Origin of the sequence: Ectobacillus funiculus (assembly GCF_004138295.1) — a bacterium.
GTDB classification, from domain to species: Bacteria; Bacillota; Bacilli; order Bacillales; family Bacillaceae_G; genus Ectobacillus; species Ectobacillus funiculus.
Window position 1 is genome coordinate 1 of the sequence record NZ_SCFM01000080.1, and the last position, 21,560, is coordinate 21,560.

Below are 21,560 nucleotides of genomic sequence, written 5' to 3' on the forward strand. Positions count from 1 at the left end.
CTTAATCCATCCAATTCATTATGGATAGTTTTTTCCTTTGTTGAATAATTCTAGGCAAGAAGTACATAATAAGGTCGCATCCAATACTTGGAGTTAATGGTGCATTCTGGTTTTTTAACACTTACCTACTGTGAAGTACGCAAAAACCAACTTTCTAAGGAAAGCTATACATTAATCGGTGTATAGCTTTTTCCCTTTTTGAATAATACCTAGGAGAAAAGTGCATAATAAGAGTGCACTCAACATCATAGGCTTAGTACACCTTGTTGTGTTAGTGTTAAGCGTTAATTTTAAGTAATCGACCTCAGTATGCTGTGAAGCACACAAAACAATCGGCTTTAGCCAAGAAGCTACCCAATTGAGCAGTTGGGTAGCTTTTCCTTTTTAGAATAATACTGAGTAAATAGAGCACAATAAGCTTGCAATTAACATCATTCGAAACTAAGCTCCCCACCTAGAATATTTCAACCGGATAAGAACAAACTCTTCCCCTTGAAAGGCTGCTGTTTATAGTAAACACTCCCCGATCATCTCAACTTAAAAAATAGGGAAAAGTATAAAAAGTGTTTATTTTATAAAAAATGTAAATAAAGAGGTTTTCCTATTTTGGGTTTGAGTACATATAAAGGGGAAATTAAATGAAGAGTGAGAAACCGCAACGATCATGCAACATTATGAATGTAATATTGCGTATTTTTTCCGTGTTATATTTTGTTCTAGGAATCCTATTCTTAGCATATTTACATTGGGATACATACTGGTATGGTTTAAAACATATACTATTTGGATTGTTTGTTTGGAATCAAGATAAAGTGTGGTCTTTAGTTGAGCAAGAGGGGTATCAAAAGAAATAATGAACTATTCAATAGTTATAAAAATAAATACAAGGCATAACATGATATAGATTCATGATATGACAACCTTTGCAGCCAAAAAAGACACTGTATAGGCATCAGTGTCTTTTTTGTATATTTTATTCATTCATGTCAGGCTAACATAACCCCCGATGTTGGAAGTATTTAGGTTTAAAATCTACATCGATGAGAAATCAAAATATTTATATTATGTTGCATTAGATCCCAATCTGATCTTTTTATCCTTCCTTAGCTTTCTTTTTGAAACGGTTACGAATCAAGGTAACAATTAGCATTAGTAATGGGATAATAAGATGAAAATAAGCGACAATGTAACGATCAAAATATATACCTTCCTCTATGTGTTCTGAAAAATTTGGGGCCAAAACCATTGACCCAAAGATAAGAATACAACCAACGGGCAAAATAATCTGTTGATAATTTTTTAACTTGAACAAATCCACGATTCCAATTAGGGTACAATAGAAAAAGATGGATGCCTTGAAAAATACTGTAATCAACAAAGTAAAAACAACAATAATATCCAAACGTTGGATAAACTCTAAAAGGTTGACCGTTCGGATAGTTGATAACAAAGGAAAAGTGGATCTCTCTACTTTTTCGACACCAAGAACAGCGATATCTAAACTAGCTGTCCAACTTAAGGCCAGACCGCTTGAAATCAAGGCAGACAACCATACTTTTTTCAATAATCCAGGACAATTTAAATAAGGAAGTAGTGTTATAAAGGCAACCATTTGACCAAAAGGAAAATTGCTAGTCTCCAGAAGTGCCGTCGTTAAGATTGGTTTCCATCCATATTCAAGAAAAGGCTGCAAATTATGAAGAACAATTCCACCCGAAACAAAGACAAGAAAATTTCCTATGAAGCCCAGAAAAAGCAGAACGACAATGAAGACTTCTGCTGTTCTCACTAATACTTCAATCCCTAGATAAAGTACATAACAAATGGCAAGAACGAACAAGATAATGAGAGCCAATAACGGTGTTTCGGTCATGGTCGATGAAAGCAGCAACTCCCCGAAACTACGAACATTATGGATAGTAGTATACAAAAAGTAGAGAATGTATAACAGACCAATGATCCACCCCAAGTATTTACCAAATACTTTTTTAGCATATCCGGTAAGTGGTAAATTTGGATATTGACGAAATAAAAAATAATAAATGAAAAATAAGATCATTCCCTCGCACATTCCTATAAGAATAGCAAGCCAGGCGTCCTTTTTAGCAGCTATTCCATATGGTATGACCAATGCAGTTCCCATCTCAAACATAAACATCAGGGCAAATAGCTGAATAGCACTAATTTTAGCTTTCTCCATCTTTAGGGTTCTCCCCTTCTTAATGCTTGATTCGCACGTCAGTCCTTCTAGTCCATTTTATCCTGCTTTCTTATCCCTAATACTTTTCAGGATTGAGACATGTATACCTCATACACATCCAATTATTATAATCCCGCATTATCGGAATTCAATGTATCTAAAGGTCTATAAAAAATCCCTCCAGCTAAGTTGATTCGGAGGGTATTTGTGTTCACATAATCATGCTTATCAGTAAAGAAAGTACTTCGTCTTGTGCATAATATTGGGTTAATTACCTCACTATAACAATTAAGACAGGCTTTGCGATATGATCTATCAAATAGTTCTGAATGATTGTTTGGAGCAACCATAGAGATATCAAGAGGAAAATATATCGGTCTCATTATGTATATCACACGTCTTAACAGCTTTGAGAAATCATGTATTTCAAAATGGTTATTCAGAAAATCCTAATGAAAATAGAGGTATGTAGCAATGAATCGGTATTTTTGTTATTTGATACTCGTAAACATGATGGCAAGTGTTGTTGCATCCGTTCCTCAACTTTTATTAAAAGATAGAGCAGAGGGAGCAATTGTTTCCATAATTCTTGCCCTCATTACAGGCTCTATAGTTACGTATATAATAGCTCATTTTTTTTACAAATTCCCTGGCAAAGGATTGCCTGAGCTACTACAAGAGTACGCTCCGAAATGGATTGCAGTCCCATTTCTTATGTACCTTACAGTTGGATAGTTCTCATCAGGGCTAATAAGTCTTATGAACTATTGCTACTTACTGAAGTTGTTTTTAACACCAGACATGTCACTTAAATGGATTGTTTCCATTTTTCTATGCTTTGTTTCATTTGGCATATTAATGAGCTCCAAAAGTGTATTATATACGGTTGAAGCCATTCTCGTGTTCAACATCCCTCTCGTGCTCCTCATTATGATAAAAGTGTATACGAGCGAAGGCATGGAATGGGATTATGTGAAGGAGTCTGTCATGTACATCTATCATACTCCGAGCTATTCAGCATTTTCTACTGCCTTATTTCTATTTATGGGTTCAGTCAATTTAATTATTTTCAATCGTGTATTTCCAAAGAAGCAGAGGATAACTTGGCTCCAAGTTGGGCTCATTTTCCTCGTAGTTGCAGGAAGCGCAGCTACTACCTATTTTGCCCCAGCTGGATATCATGGATTTGAACATGTTGACACACTTGTACATCCTTGGACTGCCACGAGCGATTCCATTCGACTGAAGTTCGGTTTCATTGAACGTGTTTTGTTCATTTTTCTGACGTTATATTTAGCGGTTGCATTTCTCAATATTGTAATTCATTGGCATGTAATGATGGAGGTCCTAAAAAAGGTAATTTGGTTGAAATGGTTCAAATGGAGAGAGCGTAATCTTACACCTTATCTATTTATTATTGTGTTATGGTTTATCAGTCTGCCAGTGTCCTCCTATCTAACAGAATATCAAGTCACCTTGTATACAAGTTATTTTTTTCAAACTTTGCCGGCTTCCCTTATAGCTATTTTTCTCATGTTATGGTTTATAAACAGGAGGGCAAAAACATGACTTTTTTTGTCCTTGCACAATTTTTTGCGGCTTGTTGTGGCTCTTTCGTCAAGCCAACAGACTAACGGCAAGAGAAACAAAAAAACATGTTCTCGACGGGGAAAAGAACATAGAAGGAAAAAATTTAAGAATAATGTACTTATTGTCGGATACACAAATAAAAAGATTAATAAAGTTATCAATTGGAATCCCTTCTCATAGTAGCCATACAGGTCATAGTGCAAATCAAGAATTATATCGGTAAGAGCTCCAAAAACCAAAGCAAAAAAGCACGTTGACGTTGCGTATACTTCTATTCTAGATATGTATTTCGGTACAAAAATAGCTATTAAGCTAAGAATGATTAAGCTAATCCAGATAAAAGTCATTTTATTTTTCCTCTTTTATCATCTCTAATCCTAGTCATCCCTAATGCTTTATAATCCCACAAGGTCTTTTCAACCGTTTCCCATTGATAATCTTCACACCGTATCATAAGTATGATTTCCGCCGATATTTTTTTGTTTCCTCCTTTCCCCTTTTTAACTGTCCATAATTTAATCAAGAACCCTACAAGTAAGCCTGTAACTGCTCCAATAGTACCCCAAATGATGGGTCCCCATTTTAATACATATCCATAAATTGCACCCAAAAGCATGAAACATGTCCCTAATATTGCTGCTGTATCAAACATACTAAATCCATCAGCTCGGTGAATCGTATCAAATAATTGTCTCGGTTCCGTTCTTTTATCAAGGGGAGCTGCAAATATCTGTTCTTTTGGAATTCCCTTTTGTTCCAGTGAACTAATAGCAAGCTCAATGAAAATAGAATTCTCAAACGTTGTAATCACCAACATATCTGTCCCCCCTTGCTAAATAGGCATTTTAAAATTAGAACTTTGATAATTCTGACGTAAATATTTAGATAACTCTTTTTCAAATAATTTATTCTGTTCGATAGCTGAAATATAGGAATCATATAGAACAAATATGTATATTGATGGGAGATACAGCATCCACTGTATATTTAGAACCAGTTTAGTTTGCTCAAAATCCCCAAGCATTGTAAACTGAATTGCCTGTGGAATATGTCCGAGATACAATATCATGACTGTATATCCAAAAATAAAAAAACCAGCAATAACCTTCTGAACATACAGGTGCCCGAGTCCAGGAAAAAGGACTGACCATACTAAGGCAATCCATGGTTTACGCTTATCTAAATAGTTGATAGCCCAAGAGCCATACTTGATGGGAGGGATAGGAGCATCTTCCCAATCAGCTAATAAGTAGAGTTTATTGTGATCTATAGTTGATCGATAACCATCCCAAATCCCAAACATATAAATTGCTACATATAACATGAGCCATCTTTCATCAAGGACTTTTTTAGCTGTTTCAAAATCTCCTAGTAAGGAATAGAAGATACCCAGATTAACCTTTGATAGGTTATTAATAAACGCTTCCCATATGATGAGAATAAAAGCTGATGCGTAACGATGTAGCAACAGATGTCCAAAACCTGGATACGAAAAAGCAAAAAAAGCAACAACCAAGGGATTTCGTAAATGAAGTTGGGAAGTGGTAAATTGAGATAGATGCGCTCTTGGTCTTCGGAACGGAGGAGTTTGATTCATGTCATTTCCCCTCGTTTACTATGTTTCTCAATTCTTGTATATTTACTTTTTCAATGGAGATTGTACCATTTTCAAAATCAAACGTAATGTAATCTCCTGTATTCAATTCTAAAACTTCTCGAATGAATTTAGGTATGGTTACTTGCCCTTTGGAACTGATCTTAGTTACTATCATAGATTTCACCCCTACGACTACTTTTCTTTACCTTCTTTACCTTCTTTACCATCATCTCCATCTGTTTAAATTTTCAAACAAATAAAATAGGACATAATGAAATAATGTATACCATACACGTGTCAGATTACATCATCCAACATTATCGAAATTCAATGTATCTAGGATCCTACAAAGATCCCTTAATAAATTACAAGCAGAAAAAGTAGGGAGGAAAACAAAAAGCCGGCCTGCGCCAGCTTCACATTCAACAACATAGTTCTATTTTTTTTTTTCATAAGAAAGTTTTTGATGGATTAGGATAAGTTGGTCTAGTTGCTGACTACAATTAACTGTTTCAAGACTATTTAAGCCTGTTTCTTTAACTGTTTGATGTAATATTACTCTAAACTGGTTAATCTTTTTTTCTAAATCCTTAATATCCGTAAACAACATAATAAATAATTCCCCTGATCATCCATTGTACATTGTAATAGAATTCTTTATGTACAAGTAATATTATGCGAAAAATCCTATATGATTGGAATACATATGACAAAAATTCTTATAAAATGACAGGCGGTTTCTTATGATTTGACATAATTCTCGTTCTCGGAAGTATCCATGCAGCATGCGAATAAGAAGTTGATTCTATATTTGTTATTTTTAGATAACTATGTATTAGTCTCTTTTAGGTAATATCATATCCAAAACCCATCTAACAATTAAAGCTACACAGACAAAGCCAATGAGAGATGCCCAATGAGGAAAGTGATGCATTCTGTATATATCCACTATTTCAAACAATGGCTCAAATACATATGAGAATACAATAGCAAGGAATATAACATAAACAATATATCGGCTCCAGACTTTTCCATAGTAGTACACTAAACTAAATAAAACAGGAATCATAGTCAAATCAGCCGGAAACAGTGGTGGAACCATAAAGATCAATTTTGTAGGATACCCCCATAACAACATATCTGCACCAATTACATCTAGGATACTAGATGTAATACCTATCAACATGGCAAAAGCAAATACATGAGGACGATGTGGTTTCTTAACAAGATACATCCATCCTATCCAAGGTAAAATCGTAGCTGCAAGAAGAAGCCACCATTGCCATGAAAACAAGTCATGTTCCACCCAACGTTCATATCCCACATCTTTGAGTTGTTTTCTAACCTCTTGTAAATCTTTATATGAAGGGTAAGCCATACGATTCCCTCTCTTTTTTTACTGATACATACATTATTACCTTCAATCATTTATCTTAATATAAACCAGGAAATGACCATTTTTTGTCTTCTAGTTGAAGAATTTTGATTTGTAGGTAGATATGGTTTTGTTTCACGTTTTGCTTACTATCTTTACAGTGTATATCCTATTCACATCAAGTTAACATAATCTCATATTATCGGAAGTGGGATTCCCTTGGGCATCCGCGCCAACACTGGGTTTCTCGCAATCTCTTAATTTATCAAATATGCAGGATTTTATGCAATGCCTGAGTGGGCATGTAAGGGAAAAATGTTGTTTGATAGAATTACGTTATCATTAAAATTAATGGTTCTGGTGCAAAAAAACTAAAATAATTGCCATTCATTTCTAAAGCTTGAACATGCTGTTCACACGCCGTTTGTGGAGTAGTATGTCCAAGCTTTAGTGATTTTTTGCACCAGAACTGAATGAACCACTAACCTTACATCACTAGAATATCGCTGTTCTATGTTCTAACAACCTATTTTCCCACTCAATCTCTAACACTCATTATGAGATTGACCGCATAATCCGTGCGAGCTCTTCTTCTAAAGCAGCGGGCTCATTTGCATAATTATAAATCCCTAAAAGTTTCTCTATCGCCAAAGGATGGGAACTGATTAGCTTGTTGACAGCATCTTGCTGTTCAGATACGGGCTCATTCTTGGAAAATTGGCATCCCATATGAAAACGAACCATAAACTCAGCTTCTATTGCTTTTTGATATTCTTCAGACATTTGCTTCCATGGATTGGATTGTCCCTTATATATTGATAAAATATTGGACAATATACGTGCTCCATATATAGCATCATGGATACCCTGCGCCATGCCAGGGTCTTTAAAACAAACCGCATCCCCAACCAACGCCCATCCTTTTCCCATTCCTTCATACCAATAGTTATCATATCCGAGAATCCCTTTGATTGGTTCTACTAGTTCTGCATTTTGTAAGCGTGCACCAATCGTTGTGTTTGGAAAGTGATTTGTTAAAAGCTTACGTAGGCAACTTTCCGGATTTGATTTTAATCCTTCTATCAATGCCTTATTATCTAACGAGAAAATCCCAACAATAACATATAAACTATCATTTGTTGGAAAGAGAATCGCCGTATTATCCTTTATCTTATATACCTCAAATTTAGGAACATTATCGTGAAGAAATCCGGAGAAATATCCGAAATAGATACCAACTGCTGCCGGAATACTGATTTTGCGTTCGCTTTTTACTAACTTACGAATAATGGAGGATCGACCGTCTGCTCCAACTACCAGGCGAGCTAAAAACTCTTGTTTCTTGTTATGGCTATCTACACCTTTCACACCTATAATTGTCTCATCATCACGGATAACATCTGTCACACGAAACCCTTCGATAACAGTTACATTCTTTTGAGCTTTGGCGTGTTCGAGCAAGATATAGTCAAGATGAGTTCTTCTAATACAATAACAGTTCTCCTCTCCATCAACCTTAGGCATAGGACCTTCTATCACGGTATCTTCAAACTGAAACTTGATATCCCGTACCGGTTGTACATTCGTTTCCAATAACTTGTCTATAACACCCATCTCTCGAAGAAGAGCGACAGTGTTATTGAAAAAAGTATGTGTAGATAATGTATCGCTTGGAAAAGTCGAACGATCTACTAACAGCACATGAAAGCCTGCCTTAGCAAGATTAATAGCCAGGGCGGAACCAGCACACCTAGCACCTGTAATGATGACATCATATGTCTTATTCACAGTATCACTCCGTTTTTAAGGATAATGAATTACTTGTTCTTATCCAGTAAGCATAGCTCTACAGTTGAAAGCTAAGATGGATTGAAGAACATTCACGTTACCGACTATATTCCACTCCTAGCTTGGAAATGCCTCTAATAATGGCTTTCCATTTTTCATTACAATCCTGTTCATGGCAGCTGGAATCCCATAGGCCCAGCGTGGAACGAAAACATCATAATTCCCTTGTTGATCAACCTTGATTCCAGCGGGCATACATGTTTTTCAGATCTATTATCAGGGACAAACAACATAGAAAAAGAGGTACAGCAATACATACTATACCTCTACGATATATCAATTTTATTCCTACTATTTAATCGTATTACCGCCATCAACTACAATATTTTCACCCGTAATGAAGTTCGTTGCATCACAGGCCAGGAATAAGGCAATAGCTGCAACTTCTTCTGGGTATCCAAAGCGTCCAAGTGGAATTTCTTTTTTCGCTTTTTCACCTTTTTCTCCAGCCCAAGCTTTTTTTCCTAACTCAGTTAAAATAACAGTAGGCGAGATAGCGTTTACTTTAATATCGAATTGAGCCCATTCATAAGCAAGCACTTTAGTCATTCCAAGAATTCCAGCTTTACTTGCAGCATAAGCCACATGATTATCTAAGGCAATAAGTGCTGCTTGAGAAGCTAAGTTGATAATGTTTCCGCCATTTCCTTGCTCAATCATGATACTTCCGACTTTCTGACACATTTTAAATGATCCAGTTAAATTAAGATCAATCGTTTTTTGCCAGTAAGCATCAGAAATATTTTCTGCATCATCGAGTAAGGCAATACCAGCACAGTTTACTAGAATATCAATCTTACCAAAGTATTCTCTAACTGTCTGGATTGCCCTGTCCATACTCTCATTATTAGTAACATCACATTGTACGCCGATGGCATTTTCTGCACTCAATTCCTTAGCTACATCTTTCACATCATCTTTCAGGTCAAAAACAGCAACTTTTGCACCTTTTTCTAAGTATAATTCTGCTACGGCCTTTCCAATTCCACTTGCTCCACCTGTTACAATAGCTACTTGGTCCGTAATATTAAAATTCTTATCGTATCCTTGAAAACTCATAAATCGTCTTCCTTTCTATTAGCACATTTTGTTTGCGTTTTCATTATGTTAGAAAATTTCTTTCTAGAGAAAATCTATTTGATGAAATAAACATTATATCGATACTTAAGTAATCCAAAATATTGATTCGTTATTAAATAGTTAATTAACTATTTTCATTTTAATACTATTTTTATCGTTATTCAACATTTGTTTTCGTTTTTATTTAATTAATTTTTGTTTATTTTCGTTTATTACTAATGATGAGTGAATTAAATTTAAAATACTCCCAAATTATAAGAATAGATAGAAAGACATCAACCTCAACAAGAGAATTAACTTGTGCAGAAATCGCTTTTGTTGTCTTCATTGGTGAGATATAAAAGTAATCACAGCAACATGCTATCTTTCACGTAGTAACAGCATAACAAAAGAACATATTAGTAGACTAAAAACAATCAAATGAATGATATATGGATATATGAATATCAAGTTATTTACAAAAAGTGTGTTATTAACGTTGTAAAGAAAACACTTTCGTTAATATCTAGAGAGATTTAACCTATTTAGACTTTCGAAATCCCTTTATGTTACCCTCCCTCAAAGAAAGCTCGCCGATTGACAAGCCCTGTTCTTGGGCGAAGACAACTTATACTGTATTCTTAAAATTTCCGACCACATCAAATTCGCTTCTTGCTGGAAATTTATACCTTCTTACAGTGAAATAAAAAACCTTTTTGTTGAGCAATTTTAACAAAAAGGTTTTTTATTCTAACGTTTAAATTCAATACTTAAATTAGTTTCTTAAGCTTCGATAAGAGATTTTTATCCCGTTTGGAAAGGATCTTTCTGTTAAACCCTTATTAAGCTATTACAACCACATTAATAGCTTGGACAAATAAGAATCCTGACAGGTTGTATCATTAAAAAGCTCGCTGGAAAAACCATAACAGCCCAAACGCTAAAATCCCCACAGAGGTTCCTGGGATTAACCAGTTAGCCGGTCTTATTTTCTTAATCAGCCGTATTAACGGAAACACTAGTGATACGATTAATAATTGTCCGATCTCGATTCCAATATTGAAGGATAAAAGTGAAGTTACCATGTGACTTTCATCTAATCGCATTTCTGATAAAATTCCTGCGAATCCAAATCCGTGGATGAGTCCAAAACAAAAAGCAATCCAGGGCTGATGCTTGGAATTTTGATCAAATATGTTAATAAGTGCAACATAAATAATACTTAATGCAATGGCCGATTCAATTAATTTACTTGGCAACTGCACGATTTGTAAGGTCGCAAGTGCCAGTGTGATACTATGTGCAATTGTAAAGGCAGTAACCAGAGAGAAAATATGGCGTATTGTTTTTGCACCGAAAAGCAAACTAATGACGAACAAAATATGATCATAACCGGTAAAAATATGTTCTAATCCAAGCAGCAAAAACTGTTTCGCGTTTTGTAGAAAGCCCATTTCTCCAACTTCTAACTCTCTTGCCTCATATGAAAGAATTTTTTCTTGTTGTTTTCCATTCATTTTAACTGTTACAAAATTGGCATGGCTGGGATCAGAATCATCAAAGAATATATTATAATTGAGGACAAGCCTTCCAGGCGCATGGTCCATTTCATAAGTCAAATTCATCACACCAAACTGCCTATCCTTTATCGTCGCCACATCTGTTTTTTTCACGATTCCTTCAATCAGAACACCATCTGCATACAGCTTTATATGAGAATTTAGATATTTCTGTAGGACATCCGAGTTAATGGATTGTTGTTGACTTATTTCTTTATTCATCGCATGCCCTAATTCAGTAAGGTCCAGCTTCAGTTCGTACTGAAGTGTCTTCCCCTTCACTTCGATAGTTGAAAAGCCTTCACTGTTATTTGTATGTGCAGATGCTGATGAAGAAAAGAAATAATGAAATGTAAGCAAAATAAGCAAAATGGGGATCCATTGTTTTTTCATTATACCCAAACCCCTTCTTATAGTTTCCTTCCCCGATGTATACGGAATATAATTCAAAGACGAGAAGCTACTACACTCCTCGCCAAATTTCTGTCTCTTCTAATCTATTTATTAGCCTTCACAAAGATTGGATTAGAGTAAAACCAAAGATCCGTCCAAGGATTCTCACCGCGAGGATCTACTTCTGGCTCTAATTGGTCAGTGTTTGTTCCACGTACACGAATGTATGAATCTTTATCTACGTTCTTTAATGTGTATGAGATCGTAATATATTCACCGTCTTGCTTCCAATCACCTTCGTAGAAACGTTTTACTACTTTTGTTGTCGGATTGGTAGCTGTTGAACGATCAGAAACTTGTCCAGTTACTTCACCAACGATTAGATCCACGCGTTTTACCTTTGGATTATCACCATGAGCATTGTTAGCATTTGGATCACGAAGTCGAATAGTCACTTCCACATCGGACTTCTTACCTGGTAAAGAAATTGTTTCCCCAATAGCTGCTGTATTACCGTTCCCTTTTCCGTTGCCAACTGCAAACGCCTTTATATCTAGTTCAGAGACCAAATCACCTGTTGTGATAAAAATGCGACCATTGCGCAGGCCATCCATAATATCTTGGTAATCTTTTTCTGCTTTTACGTAAGTTTTAGAGTATTCCCCCGGCCAAAAATCACTTCCTCCATCTCGCCAGTTAACATGGGAGTCGGATGTGGATGTTACCCACCAGTGTCTTCCTTCCCCTAACATGGAATCCCATAAACCGCCAACCTGAGCGGTCATTTGATCAAATCCACCCATAGTTGCAGCATTTCCGTATCCGCCACGAGTACCATTCGAGTCAATAGATCCGTCTTGATTTATAGCACCTGCCTGATGACCCGGAGCGCCTTCCATGCCAACGGACACATTAGGTGCTGTATCGTTCCAGTTACGAAATTCCTGCGGTGTATCTTGCCCCCATTGTCCATAGCCCGTTGCGGAACGTGCTGGGTGGTTCGCAAACAGTACTGGAGGCTCGTCCAATTGTTTCATATAGTTCAATGCAGCAATCATATTAGATTCAGTATCCCGCGTTCCGTCATTTGGATATGGCTCACGCTTATTAAATTGACTTTCAATGTCGTAGAGTGTCTGTGACTCATTGTCATTCTTAGGAATGATGAGTGAACTATGATCAGCGGCAGGCGTATCAAATTCCATTCCGTAGAACTGAAGAACCTCCGGAACTGCCTGGCGAGACTTAATTAGCTCAGGGTATGCTTGTTCTAAATTCACTTTAGAATGGTTAGGACCGCCATGATCCGTTGTAACCATCCAATCAAGCCCATACTTCCTAGCATTTTCAGCATTTTTTACAGTTGGGTAAATAGCATCTCCACCCTGGATAGGAGTTGGAGGGTTTGTAGAATTGTCCCAGCCGACACTCCATTCGCTATGTACATGATGATCACCAGCAAGCCAAGCTCTATCTTTCTTTGACTTTTCTTCAGCTTTGGAGTTTTGGATATCTCCGTAAAAAGCCTGTGCCGTTAAAGCTGTAGTGGTAAGTACTGTTGTTGCTAACAATGGAATAGATTTCTTCTTTAATTGAAACCTCACTGCCTATCAACTCCCCTTATAATCTATTATGACATTTAAATATTAAACTGTTTTTGCAAATGTAATATTAATGAGCCTTATTAAAATTGTTAATTTGTTGTATTTTTTGTAAATTTTAAAAATATCTTACCCAAACGTCCTTCCCTACAGTGTTTAATGATATTTTTGTTTTTAATTTAAATATACAGTAATTGAAATTATCAAAACCATCGTTTAATATGATTAGATTGTCATTAAAATTAAGGGGGCTGGTGCAAAACACTCACATGCTTGCAATAGCTTTACATCCCAGACCATATTTTCATAATTGATACCCGTATGTCTTTTTTCTGTATGGAATTCATGGCGATCCCCCCTTTTTTAAAATAATACAGTTCCCGTTGACTTGCATGGAGCCGTCCTTTAGCTGTTTTTTAAAATAATATTTTTTATTTAAATTTTATTTAAATACGGTCAATGAAATTATTTGCTTTCTACCTCCAAATACAAATTATATATCCCTTATTCCTTTAATCATTACTTTCTTCCAACATACATATTGGTGAAATTGTTTTTTAATCCTATTCATACATCCCGCCTTCAGTTAACATAATAATATTATAGAAAACTAAAAGACCAATTTCCCTATTTAGGTATAAACGCAACTTGTATGCTTGATTAATTAACATGCTCTTCATCTTACTTATGATTAGGATCCTTCCCGCATGTAATTGAAGCAAGGGTATCCTTTCGGTAAAATCTGCTAGGTAGCTTTGTATCGATTTGAAAAAAGGAAAATCGGAGTAGTTCCACCACATGTCTATGAAATTCAGATAATTCATTATCCCAAACGCAAAAACACTATCTTTTCTTGTCATGCTGCAGAAAGAATAGTGTTTTCCGTTTTTGTTTCCATCACACATCCTTGTAAAATAATAGTGTCGATATTGCGATGGTTTTGAGGTTTTTGTACCCAACCCAACACACCATTAGCAGGATTCAATGTATGTAGGAAACTGCCTTATAATACTGATTTATTTTTAGCTTTAGTCATTATCCTGTTATCTTTCTCTCTTGTTGAACTGCCTTTCTTTAACTCTTCCCAGATAGGAAAACCATCTTTATCAAAGTAAAGATTGTATAGAACTCCAGCGTCGTCGCGTTTCGTATTACGAAAATCACAAGTAACAACAACTAAGATGACTAGCAGTAAAACAAATATAAGAATGCCCATACCTATCCTCCATTTTCATAGATTCCCTACTTCCCGAACAACCTTGCCCGCAGAGAGTGCCTAGAACGCTTCTATTCTACGGCTGCATGAGTCTTTGTAATAACAGAACGTCTTTATTATAAAGAATGCTAGAATTATTTATGCCACAAACGATACCTAGATTCCTTGAATGTTAAACAATACTTCCTTAACGTGCTATCCAACTTGTAGAAACTTAGATACTTCTCTTTACTCCAATACGTTGGCTCCATCCCTCCCTTCCCTTCCTCTTATCTGTTATTCGGTTGCTATGGAATGTTATCCTGCCATTATAGTATGGATATTTTTAAGTAAATACTGGAAATATCTACTGTTTAAATGCTAGAGAAGCGGACATACTCAAAAGACATATACCCACTTACAAAAAACATGACTTTGCCGAAGACCCTTTTGACGATTATGGGAGAGAGCAAAATACGCGGACGTATGATCCACTGGGCGAATAGATGCATACGCTTCGTTTCATCGACATTATGGGAATATTCAAGCAGCTTTTCAGTGATCCAACGCGGATGATTGAGAATAAAACACCTGAGGAATGGGAGGTCCCTATGTATATTTCGCTGTAAATTGGTAACCCTTATTAATGTTTTCTTTTATAAAATCAATAAAAATACATAGAACAAGAGGAGATAGTAGCAAATGAAACTTTTATACAATACGCGAAAGAGAGAATTGAAAAAAGAAGCTCTGCAGAAGGAAAAGTTGCAAGTAGAGCGGTACATGCAGCGCATTTATCATGAATTTGGGATAGAAATCAAGTATATTAATTGGATTTCATTGTCAGAAGACGATGCAAAAAATCTATATACTTTCTATAAACAAAAAAGGAAATAAATGCAGTTATAAAAAATGTCTATCGTTAGTCGATTATGCCTGGATACAACATGTTATCCAAGAAAACAGACCGCAAGTAAAGTCTTAACAGGAACTTATAGGCTAACTGGGGAGCTATCTATACACGAACAATTTTGGGAATGATTTAAACAACGAATAATCTGGAGGTGCATATGCAACAGGATACCCTAGTGTTATATGATATTTCTGAAGAAGAGGTAGAAAAACAAGATTTTAGCGGGATTTTGAACACACTACGAAAAATGGAGAGCCAACATCCGAATCCTGCAAAGAAACTTATTCTTTCCTTCTCTGATTTTGAAGATTCTCATAAGGAAATTTGGGCATTTTCTAAGGTAAGAGCATATGCTGAAGTTCTTGTATTTCAACTATTCCCCGGCATTTTCTACTATCTATCTGAAGAATGTTCTTCAAGAACTACCATGCTTAATCTTATAGCTAATGTACATATTGGCGAAAATAGGATAGGATCTTCCAGAGAATATAGACAACAAAATGGGAAAGCTGATACGCAACTACCCATTCAAGTATCCTTGCCTATTCACAAAGCCTTGCAACTGGTAGAGGGAACACTTGCTTATGCAGAAATACACCAAAAGGAAGCAGAGGCACACTATATTGTAAAATGGATTCAAAGTTATGTCCTCTCTCACTAGAGGTAAAAATGTTCCTAAGACTCGCTCCGCTTGATGAGTATAACGTTCATTCTATTGAAGTTTGACTCATCTGAGTAATACATTTAATTTCTCATCCTTTTTATTGCAAATGATAATAACTTATAAAAAACGATCATGTTCAGTATGAATAAATATACAATCCCCCCAATGAATAGAATACTCACTATGAACCCAGAATCTTGTAGTTTCTGTAAGGTCATTTTTACCATTCTCCTTGTGGTTATTGATTGATTATTTTTTTATTTAAAATAATGATAATCAAGATATATATCGGTATTATTTGATATATCATCATAGTATACGGCCATAGCACCGCTGCTCCTTCCGTTATTGCCCGCTGATGCGGAAGAGTTTTGAGATGAAGGAATGAATACCCAATTACACATATACCAACCAAAATAATCATGAATTTTTGATTTTTAACATTGAAGAGATACGATAAAGCTAACACAGCTCCATAGAAGTTAATAATCATTTTGAAAAGACCACCAATAAAGAGTATGGCAATAAGAAAAACATCAAGATTCATGATAATGTCCCCTAAATTAATGGATAAAATAACTTCCAGCAAAGGGACTACAGAGTTTGCTGCCAGGCCCGTACCCAATACAGAAATAATAGTAATTTGAGAAAGCATAATGATAATTCCAGCTAAACTAAATGCTAAAAAAGATGTGAATCGAATAGACTTCTTTTCAGCTACAAATTTCCATAAAAAAAGAAAAACGACTATTTCACCGAATGGAAAGGTTATTACGTTAGGGAGTACTTTTAAAATGGGAGTCATGCCATTTCCTAAAATCGGTTGTAGTTGAGTAATATCAAAATGCTGAGAGATTACACTTAAAACGAGAGATGTCAGAAGAAAAAATAAAAAAGCTGGCAATAGCATCTCAGCCGTTCGGGGTACAACCTGTTGCCCAATTAGCAGCATATAAATGACCGTCACTATGAAAACTCCGCCTATAATAAATGGTGGGGTATTCATAAGGGATGTAATTCTCATGATTTCTCCGAATTCAAAGAAATTTAAACATGCATCATAAAATAGGTATCCTGCATACAAAAAAATCAAAGGTTTTGCAATCCATTTTCCAAATAAACTATTGATAACCTCAGCCAAATGATCTTCAGGAAAATGTTTGGTTATTTCCGTATATACCCAAAGTAAAATAAACCCAATCAGCATAGCAAGAAAAATAACGATCCACGAATCTTGCTTTGCACGCTCCCCCAATAAAAACAGTGTTGTGCTTCCTATTTCATATAATAAAATGAGGCAAAAAAGCTGATTTTTTGTAATCTGTTTCATTTCTTTATTCTCCATGCCAGCCATTATTTTTCAATTGATTCATTTCTGTTCAAATCACTAAAGTAGTATTTTATATCACCGAGCTTTAAAAAGGACCCTTCATTTCTCTCGCTCCCCTGATCGTCACATCAACCTTTACAATCACTTGAATATCTGAAAGCTGTGCATCCCATTCTTTTTTCGTTTCATTCCATTTCGCAGGGTATTTTTTATTAAGAGCGCTGCCAAGCCCTAAAAAATCGGACCGGAGCCTTTTAGCTTTATTCACTGCTTGCATAACTTCTTTTCTAACAAGCTTCTCATTCTCTTTTTCCATGTTTCTGAAATACCGGAATCTTTCTTGAGAAGACTTGAGTTGGCCTCTCCCCTGTTCTTCCACAATCACGGCCTTTTCATGAATATCAATGATAAAAGATATCCTGTTTTCTTTTAAAACAGGTTTAATTTTCGCGCTTGCTTTGATGACTTCAATAGATGCCGATTTTCCTTTCTCAATTAAGGAAGGGAGTACAATAATTCCGCTTTTAACCTTTCCAGCTATCCAATTATATCCATGTGTCTCGGTTTCATTCAAATAACCAACTAACATATCTTTTCTAAAAACAGCTCCACCAGAGAGCTTAATATAATCTGTTTTTGTCTTAGAATTTTCTTCTACAGGATACATATTTTTTCGGATCATTTGAAAGGAACCTGCAACAGGATAAATACCCGTTCCCAAAACCTTCTTATAAAACTCCAGTATCGTTACATTAGCGGAACTATAATTAAATTGTTGATTTTCAATGATTCCTTTTAAATAATTAGCTTGTATCGTTTCAACTCCTTCTGGTTTCACCCCCAAAACCTCCCTCGCCTTTACACCTTTAGCAATACAAAGCCAAACGTATCCGCGAACTTCTCCTCCCCGCTTTAAAGAATCTAGGATAGGCAGCAGTCCTTCTTTGGCAAGGTCTTCACTAATTACAATAACCTTATTATGAGCATAATGGTTTTTTCGATCAAATTCTTGAAGCATTTTTCGAATAGCCTGAAAAACGGTTTTTCCTTTGTTTCCCACCAGTTTAACGGAAGATTTCTCTATTGAACCTTCCCCTTGGGCTACTTCGGGATTCACCACCTGGGCTGTCACTAAAATATCTCCTTTAGGCCCTTTATCAATGCCAATTGCCAGAACAAATCCAAGCTTTTTAATCTCTTGCTTGTCCCAACACCCTGTCAGCAAAAACAAAGAACATAAAATGAAACCGACGCGCTTCAATCGTATCCCTCCACCAAGAACCTTTTCGGTTAAATGATCATTCAACGGTTCAGTCGATTAAGGCTTTTTCTTTGTTAGCTGTAAAGGGGCTCTAATGATAACATCTTTCCAATCACCCCAGATTGTAGGCGCTAATGGGGCTAAATAAGGCGAACCAAAAGATTGTAAAGAAGTCATATGGGCAATAAAAAGAATGCTGCCAATCAAAATCCCATAAAACCCCAACACTCCCGCTAAGAATACTAATACCAACCGTGAAAAAACAATAATGTCATTTAACGGTGGAATGACCATACCAGAAATCCCCGTAAACGCCATAATAATCACTATCGGTGCACTTAAAAAACCTGCTTCAACTGCAGCCTGACCAATGATTAAAGTTCCAACAATCGTAGTAGCGGATCCAACCGCTCTTGGCATGCGAATGCCAGCTTCTCTGAGCAATTCAAAAGCCACACCTATCATAATGACTTCAAGAATGACTGGGAATGGTACTTTTTCTTCTGCAGAGGCAATCTTAGTTACTAAAATACTCGGAATCATAGCTTGATGATAGCTTGTCAAAGCCACATAGATTGCAGGTATATTTATGGTTAGAAATAAAGAAACAATCCTTAATAAACGCATCAAGGATGAAAGATAGGGTCGGGAATAATGGTCTTCACTTACTTGTATATTTTCAATAAAAAGATGTGGAACAGTTAAAACAAAGGGAGTACCGTTACAAAGAATAGCAACCCTTCCTTCAAGCATTTTCGCTGCAACAAGATCCGGCTTTTCACTGTTCCCAATCGTGGCAAAGAGCGAGTAAGGATGATCTTCAATAAGTTGTTCAATATAGCCGGATTCTAAAATGGAATCCAGCTCAATCCGTTTTAATCTTTCTTTGACCTCTTCTATCACTTTTGGATTCGTAACGCCTTTTATGTAACCAATGCGAATTTTAGTATGCGTTTCCTTCCCAAGTGTTAGTTTTTCAAATGTAAGATTGGGATTGATAATTTTTCTTCGAATTAAGGCTGTATTCACCTCAATATTTTCCGTAAATCCTTCGCGAGGTCCTCTTACAGTAACCTCAGTATCTGGTTCCGTAACACTTCTTGATTCAAATCCCTGTGTTTCAATAGATAACGCCGCACTGCATCCGTGTATAAATACCATAGTTTGCCCGGATAACACGCCGTATAATGCGTCTTGCATTGATTGTATCTCGTTCAAACTACTCACATTTAAAATGTTATCCTTGACGATTTGAAGTACGTTTTCAAACGGTTCCAGCATATGTTCATTTGTAAAATTCGCTTCCATCAAAGGCTTTAAAATATTATGGCCAATATATTTATCATCAACTAAGCCTGACATATAACAAATAAAGATTTTTATTGGTGTCAGTACAAATCCTTGAAATTCTCTGAAGACAATATCATCATTGGTTCCTAATCTTTCCTTGACTATTTTCATGTTACTATCTAGATCCGTATGAATGGTATGGGAGATACAATCGACTTTTTGTTTTGGTTGTGTGGATGTGATGCTTTTTTTTTCATTCTTTAAATAAAAACGAAATTTTTTGAACACCTACATCACCTTTCATTGATTATTCCAACCTATTAGCCCCGCCATTAACAGATATATAAGAGGGGTTAATAGATCTTCCCTCCTTTAAGTACATACACTTGTTTCTTATTCTCATAACAAAGATTGGAATATGTATTAGTAAAACAGACGATTAACATAACTAGCCACCCGTAGTACTGATAGTAAAGTCTCTAATGTTATCTCCTTTTAATTAGAGGCACCGCTTATATGTAAATTACTGTTTCCAATAAATACTTTAGTTATTCAGAAGACGATTGTCAGACTAACCTAAGTACCTATGGTAAATCCTTAGTTTCGTGATTGAGTCGAAATAATAGAAGAAGCAGACTATTTATCGCTCATACAATCATTATGCGCTGTCCATCAGTACGGTCCTGAATGAGATAAGCGAGTCGCTGAGACTGCGGAAGGCAAAGACCAATGAATGCACCTATAGCATGCCTTTGCTTCAGAAGGAAACACGATTGATTGCTATGCCAGCAAATTTTCGAAAACGCTACCTCAGGAAATGTTAAAAGCAATATTATTAAGTAAATAAGCAACATAACTTAGTGTAATTGCATTTTACCTGTACTAAAATGAAATAGAGAAAAGCAATAAACAATAGTAAAACTAAAAGGAGAGAGACATATGAAAGAAGTAAGAATAGGACTTGTTGGTGCTGGATGGATGGGGAAAGCTCATACTAACTCTTTTGCAAACGCTCTAATGTTATTTGGACCTGAGTCTGGAAAACCTGTTTTTGAAGTTGTAGCTGATGTAAATGTTGAGGCAGCCAAGCTGGCATGCGAAAAATTTGGATTCTCAAGATGGGCTGAGAACTGGCAAGAAGTTGTTACAGATCCACAGGTTGATGTTGTCGATATTGCTACACCGAATGCTTTCCACTATGAGGTTGCAAAAGCAGCTTTAGAAAACGGCAAACACGTGTATTGTGAAAAACCACTTACCCTTTCTGCAGAGCAGTCAAAAGAATTAGCTGCACTTGCTAAACAAAAGGGCGTTGTGAATTATGTTGGGTATAACAATGTTATGAATCCTGCAAACGCTTATATTAAAGAACTTGTTTCTTCTGGAAAACTCGGCAAAATTATGAGATTCTCTGGAACGTACGATCAGGATGGATTGCTAGATCCAACATTGCCAATCACATGGCGTCATATTAATAAACATTCTGGAAGCGGTGCGCTTGGTGACCTTGGTTCTCACCTACTTAGCATTTCCCAGTTTATCCTTGGTGATATCAGCAGTGTAAACGCTTTATCCAAGATTGTGATCCCTCAAAGACCAAAACAAGCGGGTTCCTCCGAGCTTGCTGATGTGGAAAATGATGACTTGATCACAATTCTTGCCGAATATGAAAATGGAGCAGTCGG

Annotated in this window: 20 protein-coding genes and 1 pseudogene; 6 read left to right on the top strand and 15 right to left on the bottom strand. The window is 36.1% G+C overall.

All coding sequences use genetic code 11. The annotated features are described in order from the left end of the window. Nucleotides 1-638: 638 nt before the first annotated feature. Entirely contained in the window at nucleotides 639-854 is a 216-nt protein-coding gene (locus EP737_RS23835; protein ID WP_129731704.1) for a hypothetical protein, read from the top strand. Between the two features lie 239 nt (nucleotides 855-1,093). On the opposite strand, the gene EP737_RS23840 is transcribed toward EP737_RS23835, so the two are convergent. Continuing rightward, nucleotides 1,094-2,200 (bottom strand): GerAB/ArcD/ProY family transporter, encoded by a 1,107-nt coding sequence (locus EP737_RS23840; RefSeq protein ID WP_129731706.1) that lies wholly within the window; start codon nucleotides 2,198-2,200, stop codon nucleotides 1,094-1,096. Between the two features lie 474 nt (nucleotides 2,201-2,674). Here EP737_RS23840 and EP737_RS23845 point away from each other — a divergent pair, with 474 nt between their 5' ends. Both EP737_RS23845 and EP737_RS23850 read left to right on the top strand, forming a co-directional pair. Then, a complete protein-coding gene (locus tag EP737_RS23845) occupies nucleotides 2,675-2,935 on the top strand; it encodes a GerAB/ArcD/ProY family transporter (RefSeq protein WP_129731708.1) in 261 nt (86 codons plus the stop codon). Between the two features lie 66 nt (nucleotides 2,936-3,001). Continuing rightward, nucleotides 3,002-3,769: a hypothetical protein gene (locus EP737_RS23850; RefSeq protein ID WP_205651011.1), complete on the top strand. Its 768-nt coding sequence runs from the start codon at nucleotides 3,002-3,004 to the stop codon at nucleotides 3,767-3,769. 364 nt (nucleotides 3,770-4,133) lie between these two features. Here the strand turns inward: EP737_RS23850 and EP737_RS23855 are convergent, their stop codons facing one another. The 11 genes and pseudogenes from EP737_RS23855 to EP737_RS23900 all read right to left on the bottom strand — a co-directional run bounded on the left by EP737_RS23855 (nucleotide 4,134) and on the right by EP737_RS23900 (nucleotide 14,438). Then, nucleotides 4,134-4,607: a hypothetical protein gene (locus tag EP737_RS23855; RefSeq protein WP_129731712.1), complete on the bottom strand. Its 474-nt coding sequence runs from the start codon at nucleotides 4,605-4,607 to the stop codon at nucleotides 4,134-4,136. A gap of 15 nt (nucleotides 4,608-4,622) precedes the next feature. Next, on the bottom strand, nucleotides 4,623-5,387 hold the full coding sequence (locus EP737_RS23860; RefSeq protein WP_129731714.1) for a hypothetical protein: 765 nt from the start codon (nucleotides 5,385-5,387) through the stop codon (nucleotides 4,623-4,625). A gap of 1 nt (nucleotide 5,388) precedes the next feature. Continuing rightward, the gene (locus EP737_RS23865; protein WP_129731716.1) at nucleotides 5,389-5,562 is read right to left on the bottom strand and encodes an AbrB/MazE/SpoVT family DNA-binding domain-containing protein; all 174 of its coding nucleotides are present in this window, start codon (nucleotides 5,560-5,562) and stop codon (nucleotides 5,389-5,391) included. 261 nt (nucleotides 5,563-5,823) lie between these two features. Beyond that, a complete protein-coding gene (locus EP737_RS23870; protein WP_129731718.1) occupies nucleotides 5,824-5,997 on the bottom strand; it encodes an aspartyl-phosphate phosphatase Spo0E family protein in 174 nt (57 codons plus the stop codon). A 225-nt stretch (nucleotides 5,998-6,222) separates the two neighbouring features. After that, complete coding sequence (locus tag EP737_RS23875; RefSeq protein WP_129731720.1) at nucleotides 6,223-6,765, bottom strand: CBO0543 family protein; 543 nt, start codon at nucleotides 6,763-6,765, stop codon at nucleotides 6,223-6,225. A gap of 552 nt (nucleotides 6,766-7,317) precedes the next feature. Then, nucleotides 7,318-8,550: an NAD(P)/FAD-dependent oxidoreductase gene (locus EP737_RS23880; RefSeq protein WP_129731722.1), complete on the bottom strand. Its 1,233-nt coding sequence runs from the start codon at nucleotides 8,548-8,550 to the stop codon at nucleotides 7,318-7,320. A 120-nt stretch (nucleotides 8,551-8,670) separates the two neighbouring features. Then, nucleotides 8,671-8,814, bottom strand: a pseudogene (locus EP737_RS26095) (L-dopachrome tautomerase-related protein); the annotation flags it as partial. 87 nt (nucleotides 8,815-8,901) lie between these two features. Continuing rightward, nucleotides 8,902-9,669: an SDR family oxidoreductase gene (locus EP737_RS23885; RefSeq protein ID WP_129731724.1), complete on the bottom strand. Its 768-nt coding sequence runs from the start codon at nucleotides 9,667-9,669 to the stop codon at nucleotides 8,902-8,904. A gap of 902 nt (nucleotides 9,670-10,571) precedes the next feature. After that, a complete protein-coding gene (locus EP737_RS23890) occupies nucleotides 10,572-11,621 on the bottom strand; it encodes a HupE/UreJ family protein (protein ID WP_129731726.1) in 1,050 nt (349 codons plus the stop codon). Nucleotides 11,622-11,725: 104 nt separating this feature from the next. Beyond that, nucleotides 11,726-13,225 carry a CehA/McbA family metallohydrolase domain-containing protein gene (locus EP737_RS23895; protein ID WP_129731728.1) on the bottom strand — a complete coding sequence of 500 codons (1,500 nt, stop codon included), beginning with the start codon at nucleotides 13,223-13,225 and terminating at the stop codon, nucleotides 11,726-11,728. 1,000 nt (nucleotides 13,226-14,225) lie between these two features. After that, nucleotides 14,226-14,438, bottom strand: coding sequence for a hypothetical protein (locus EP737_RS23900; RefSeq protein ID WP_129731730.1), 213 nt, complete (start codon nucleotides 14,436-14,438; stop codon nucleotides 14,226-14,228). 681 nt (nucleotides 14,439-15,119) lie between these two features. Between EP737_RS23900 and EP737_RS23905 the strand changes: the two genes are divergently transcribed. Both EP737_RS23905 and EP737_RS23910 read left to right on the top strand, forming a co-directional pair. Further along, nucleotides 15,120-15,314, top strand: coding sequence for a hypothetical protein (locus EP737_RS23905; protein WP_129731732.1), 195 nt, complete (start codon nucleotides 15,120-15,122; stop codon nucleotides 15,312-15,314). Nucleotides 15,315-15,505: 191 nt separating this feature from the next. Further along, a complete protein-coding gene (locus EP737_RS23910) occupies nucleotides 15,506-15,991 on the top strand; it encodes a hypothetical protein (RefSeq protein WP_129731734.1) in 486 nt (161 codons plus the stop codon). Between the two features lie 241 nt (nucleotides 15,992-16,232). On the opposite strand, the gene EP737_RS23915 is transcribed toward EP737_RS23910, so the two are convergent. From EP737_RS23915 to EP737_RS23925, 3 genes are all read right to left on the bottom strand, one after another. After that, nucleotides 16,233-17,339, bottom strand: a complete 1,107-nt coding sequence (locus tag EP737_RS23915; protein WP_165350903.1) for a GerAB/ArcD/ProY family transporter — start codon at nucleotides 17,337-17,339, stop codon at nucleotides 16,233-16,235. A 70-nt stretch (nucleotides 17,340-17,409) separates the two neighbouring features. Further along, the gene (locus EP737_RS23920; RefSeq protein ID WP_165350904.1) at nucleotides 17,410-18,585 is read right to left on the bottom strand and encodes a Ger(x)C family spore germination protein; all 1,176 of its coding nucleotides are present in this window, start codon (nucleotides 18,583-18,585) and stop codon (nucleotides 17,410-17,412) included. Nucleotides 18,586-18,642: 57 nt separating this feature from the next. Beyond that, entirely contained in the window at nucleotides 18,643-20,163 is a 1,521-nt protein-coding gene (locus tag EP737_RS23925) for a spore germination protein (protein ID WP_129731740.1), read from the bottom strand. A 651-nt stretch (nucleotides 20,164-20,814) separates the two neighbouring features. On the opposite strand from EP737_RS23925, the gene EP737_RS23930 reads away from it, so the two are divergent. Beyond that, the coding region (locus EP737_RS23930) for a Gfo/Idh/MocA family protein (RefSeq protein ID WP_165350905.1) at nucleotides 20,815-21,560 on the top strand (746 nt) is incomplete at its 3' end.

Coding starts and splice junctions, on each gene's coding strand:
- EP737_RS23835 (WP_129731704.1), top strand. CDS start 639: ATGAAGAGTGAGAAACCGCAACGATCATGCAACATTATGAATGTAATA.
- EP737_RS23845 (WP_129731708.1), top strand. CDS start 2,675: ATGAATCGGTATTTTTGTTATTTGATACTCGTAAACATGATGGCAAGT.
- EP737_RS23850 (WP_205651011.1), top strand. CDS start 3,002: ATGTCACTTAAATGGATTGTTTCCATTTTTCTATGCTTTGTTTCATTT.
- EP737_RS23885 (WP_129731724.1), bottom strand. CDS start 9,669: ATGAGTTTTCAAGGATACGATAAGAATTTTAATATTACGGACCAAGTA.
- EP737_RS23855 (WP_129731712.1), bottom strand. CDS start 4,607: ATGTTGGTGATTACAACGTTTGAGAATTCTATTTTCATTGAGCTTGCT.
- EP737_RS23840 (WP_129731706.1), bottom strand. CDS start 2,200: ATGGAGAAAGCTAAAATTAGTGCTATTCAGCTATTTGCCCTGATGTTT.
- EP737_RS23915 (WP_165350903.1), bottom strand. CDS start 17,339: ATGGAGAATAAAGAAATGAAACAGATTACAAAAAATCAGCTTTTTTGC.
- EP737_RS23865 (WP_129731716.1), bottom strand. CDS start 5,562: ATGATAGTAACTAAGATCAGTTCCAAAGGGCAAGTAACCATACCTAAA.
- EP737_RS23890 (WP_129731726.1), bottom strand. CDS start 11,621: ATGAAAAAACAATGGATCCCCATTTTGCTTATTTTGCTTACATTTCAT.
- EP737_RS23870 (WP_129731718.1), bottom strand. CDS start 5,997: ATGTTGTTTACGGATATTAAGGATTTAGAAAAAAAGATTAACCAGTTT.
- EP737_RS23875 (WP_129731720.1), bottom strand. CDS start 6,765: ATGGCTTACCCTTCATATAAAGATTTACAAGAGGTTAGAAAACAACTC.
- EP737_RS23860 (WP_129731714.1), bottom strand. CDS start 5,387: ATGAATCAAACTCCTCCGTTCCGAAGACCAAGAGCGCATCTATCTCAA.
- EP737_RS23905 (WP_129731732.1), top strand. CDS start 15,120: ATGAAACTTTTATACAATACGCGAAAGAGAGAATTGAAAAAAGAAGCT.
- EP737_RS23900 (WP_129731730.1), bottom strand. CDS start 14,438: ATGGGCATTCTTATATTTGTTTTACTGCTAGTCATCTTAGTTGTTGTT.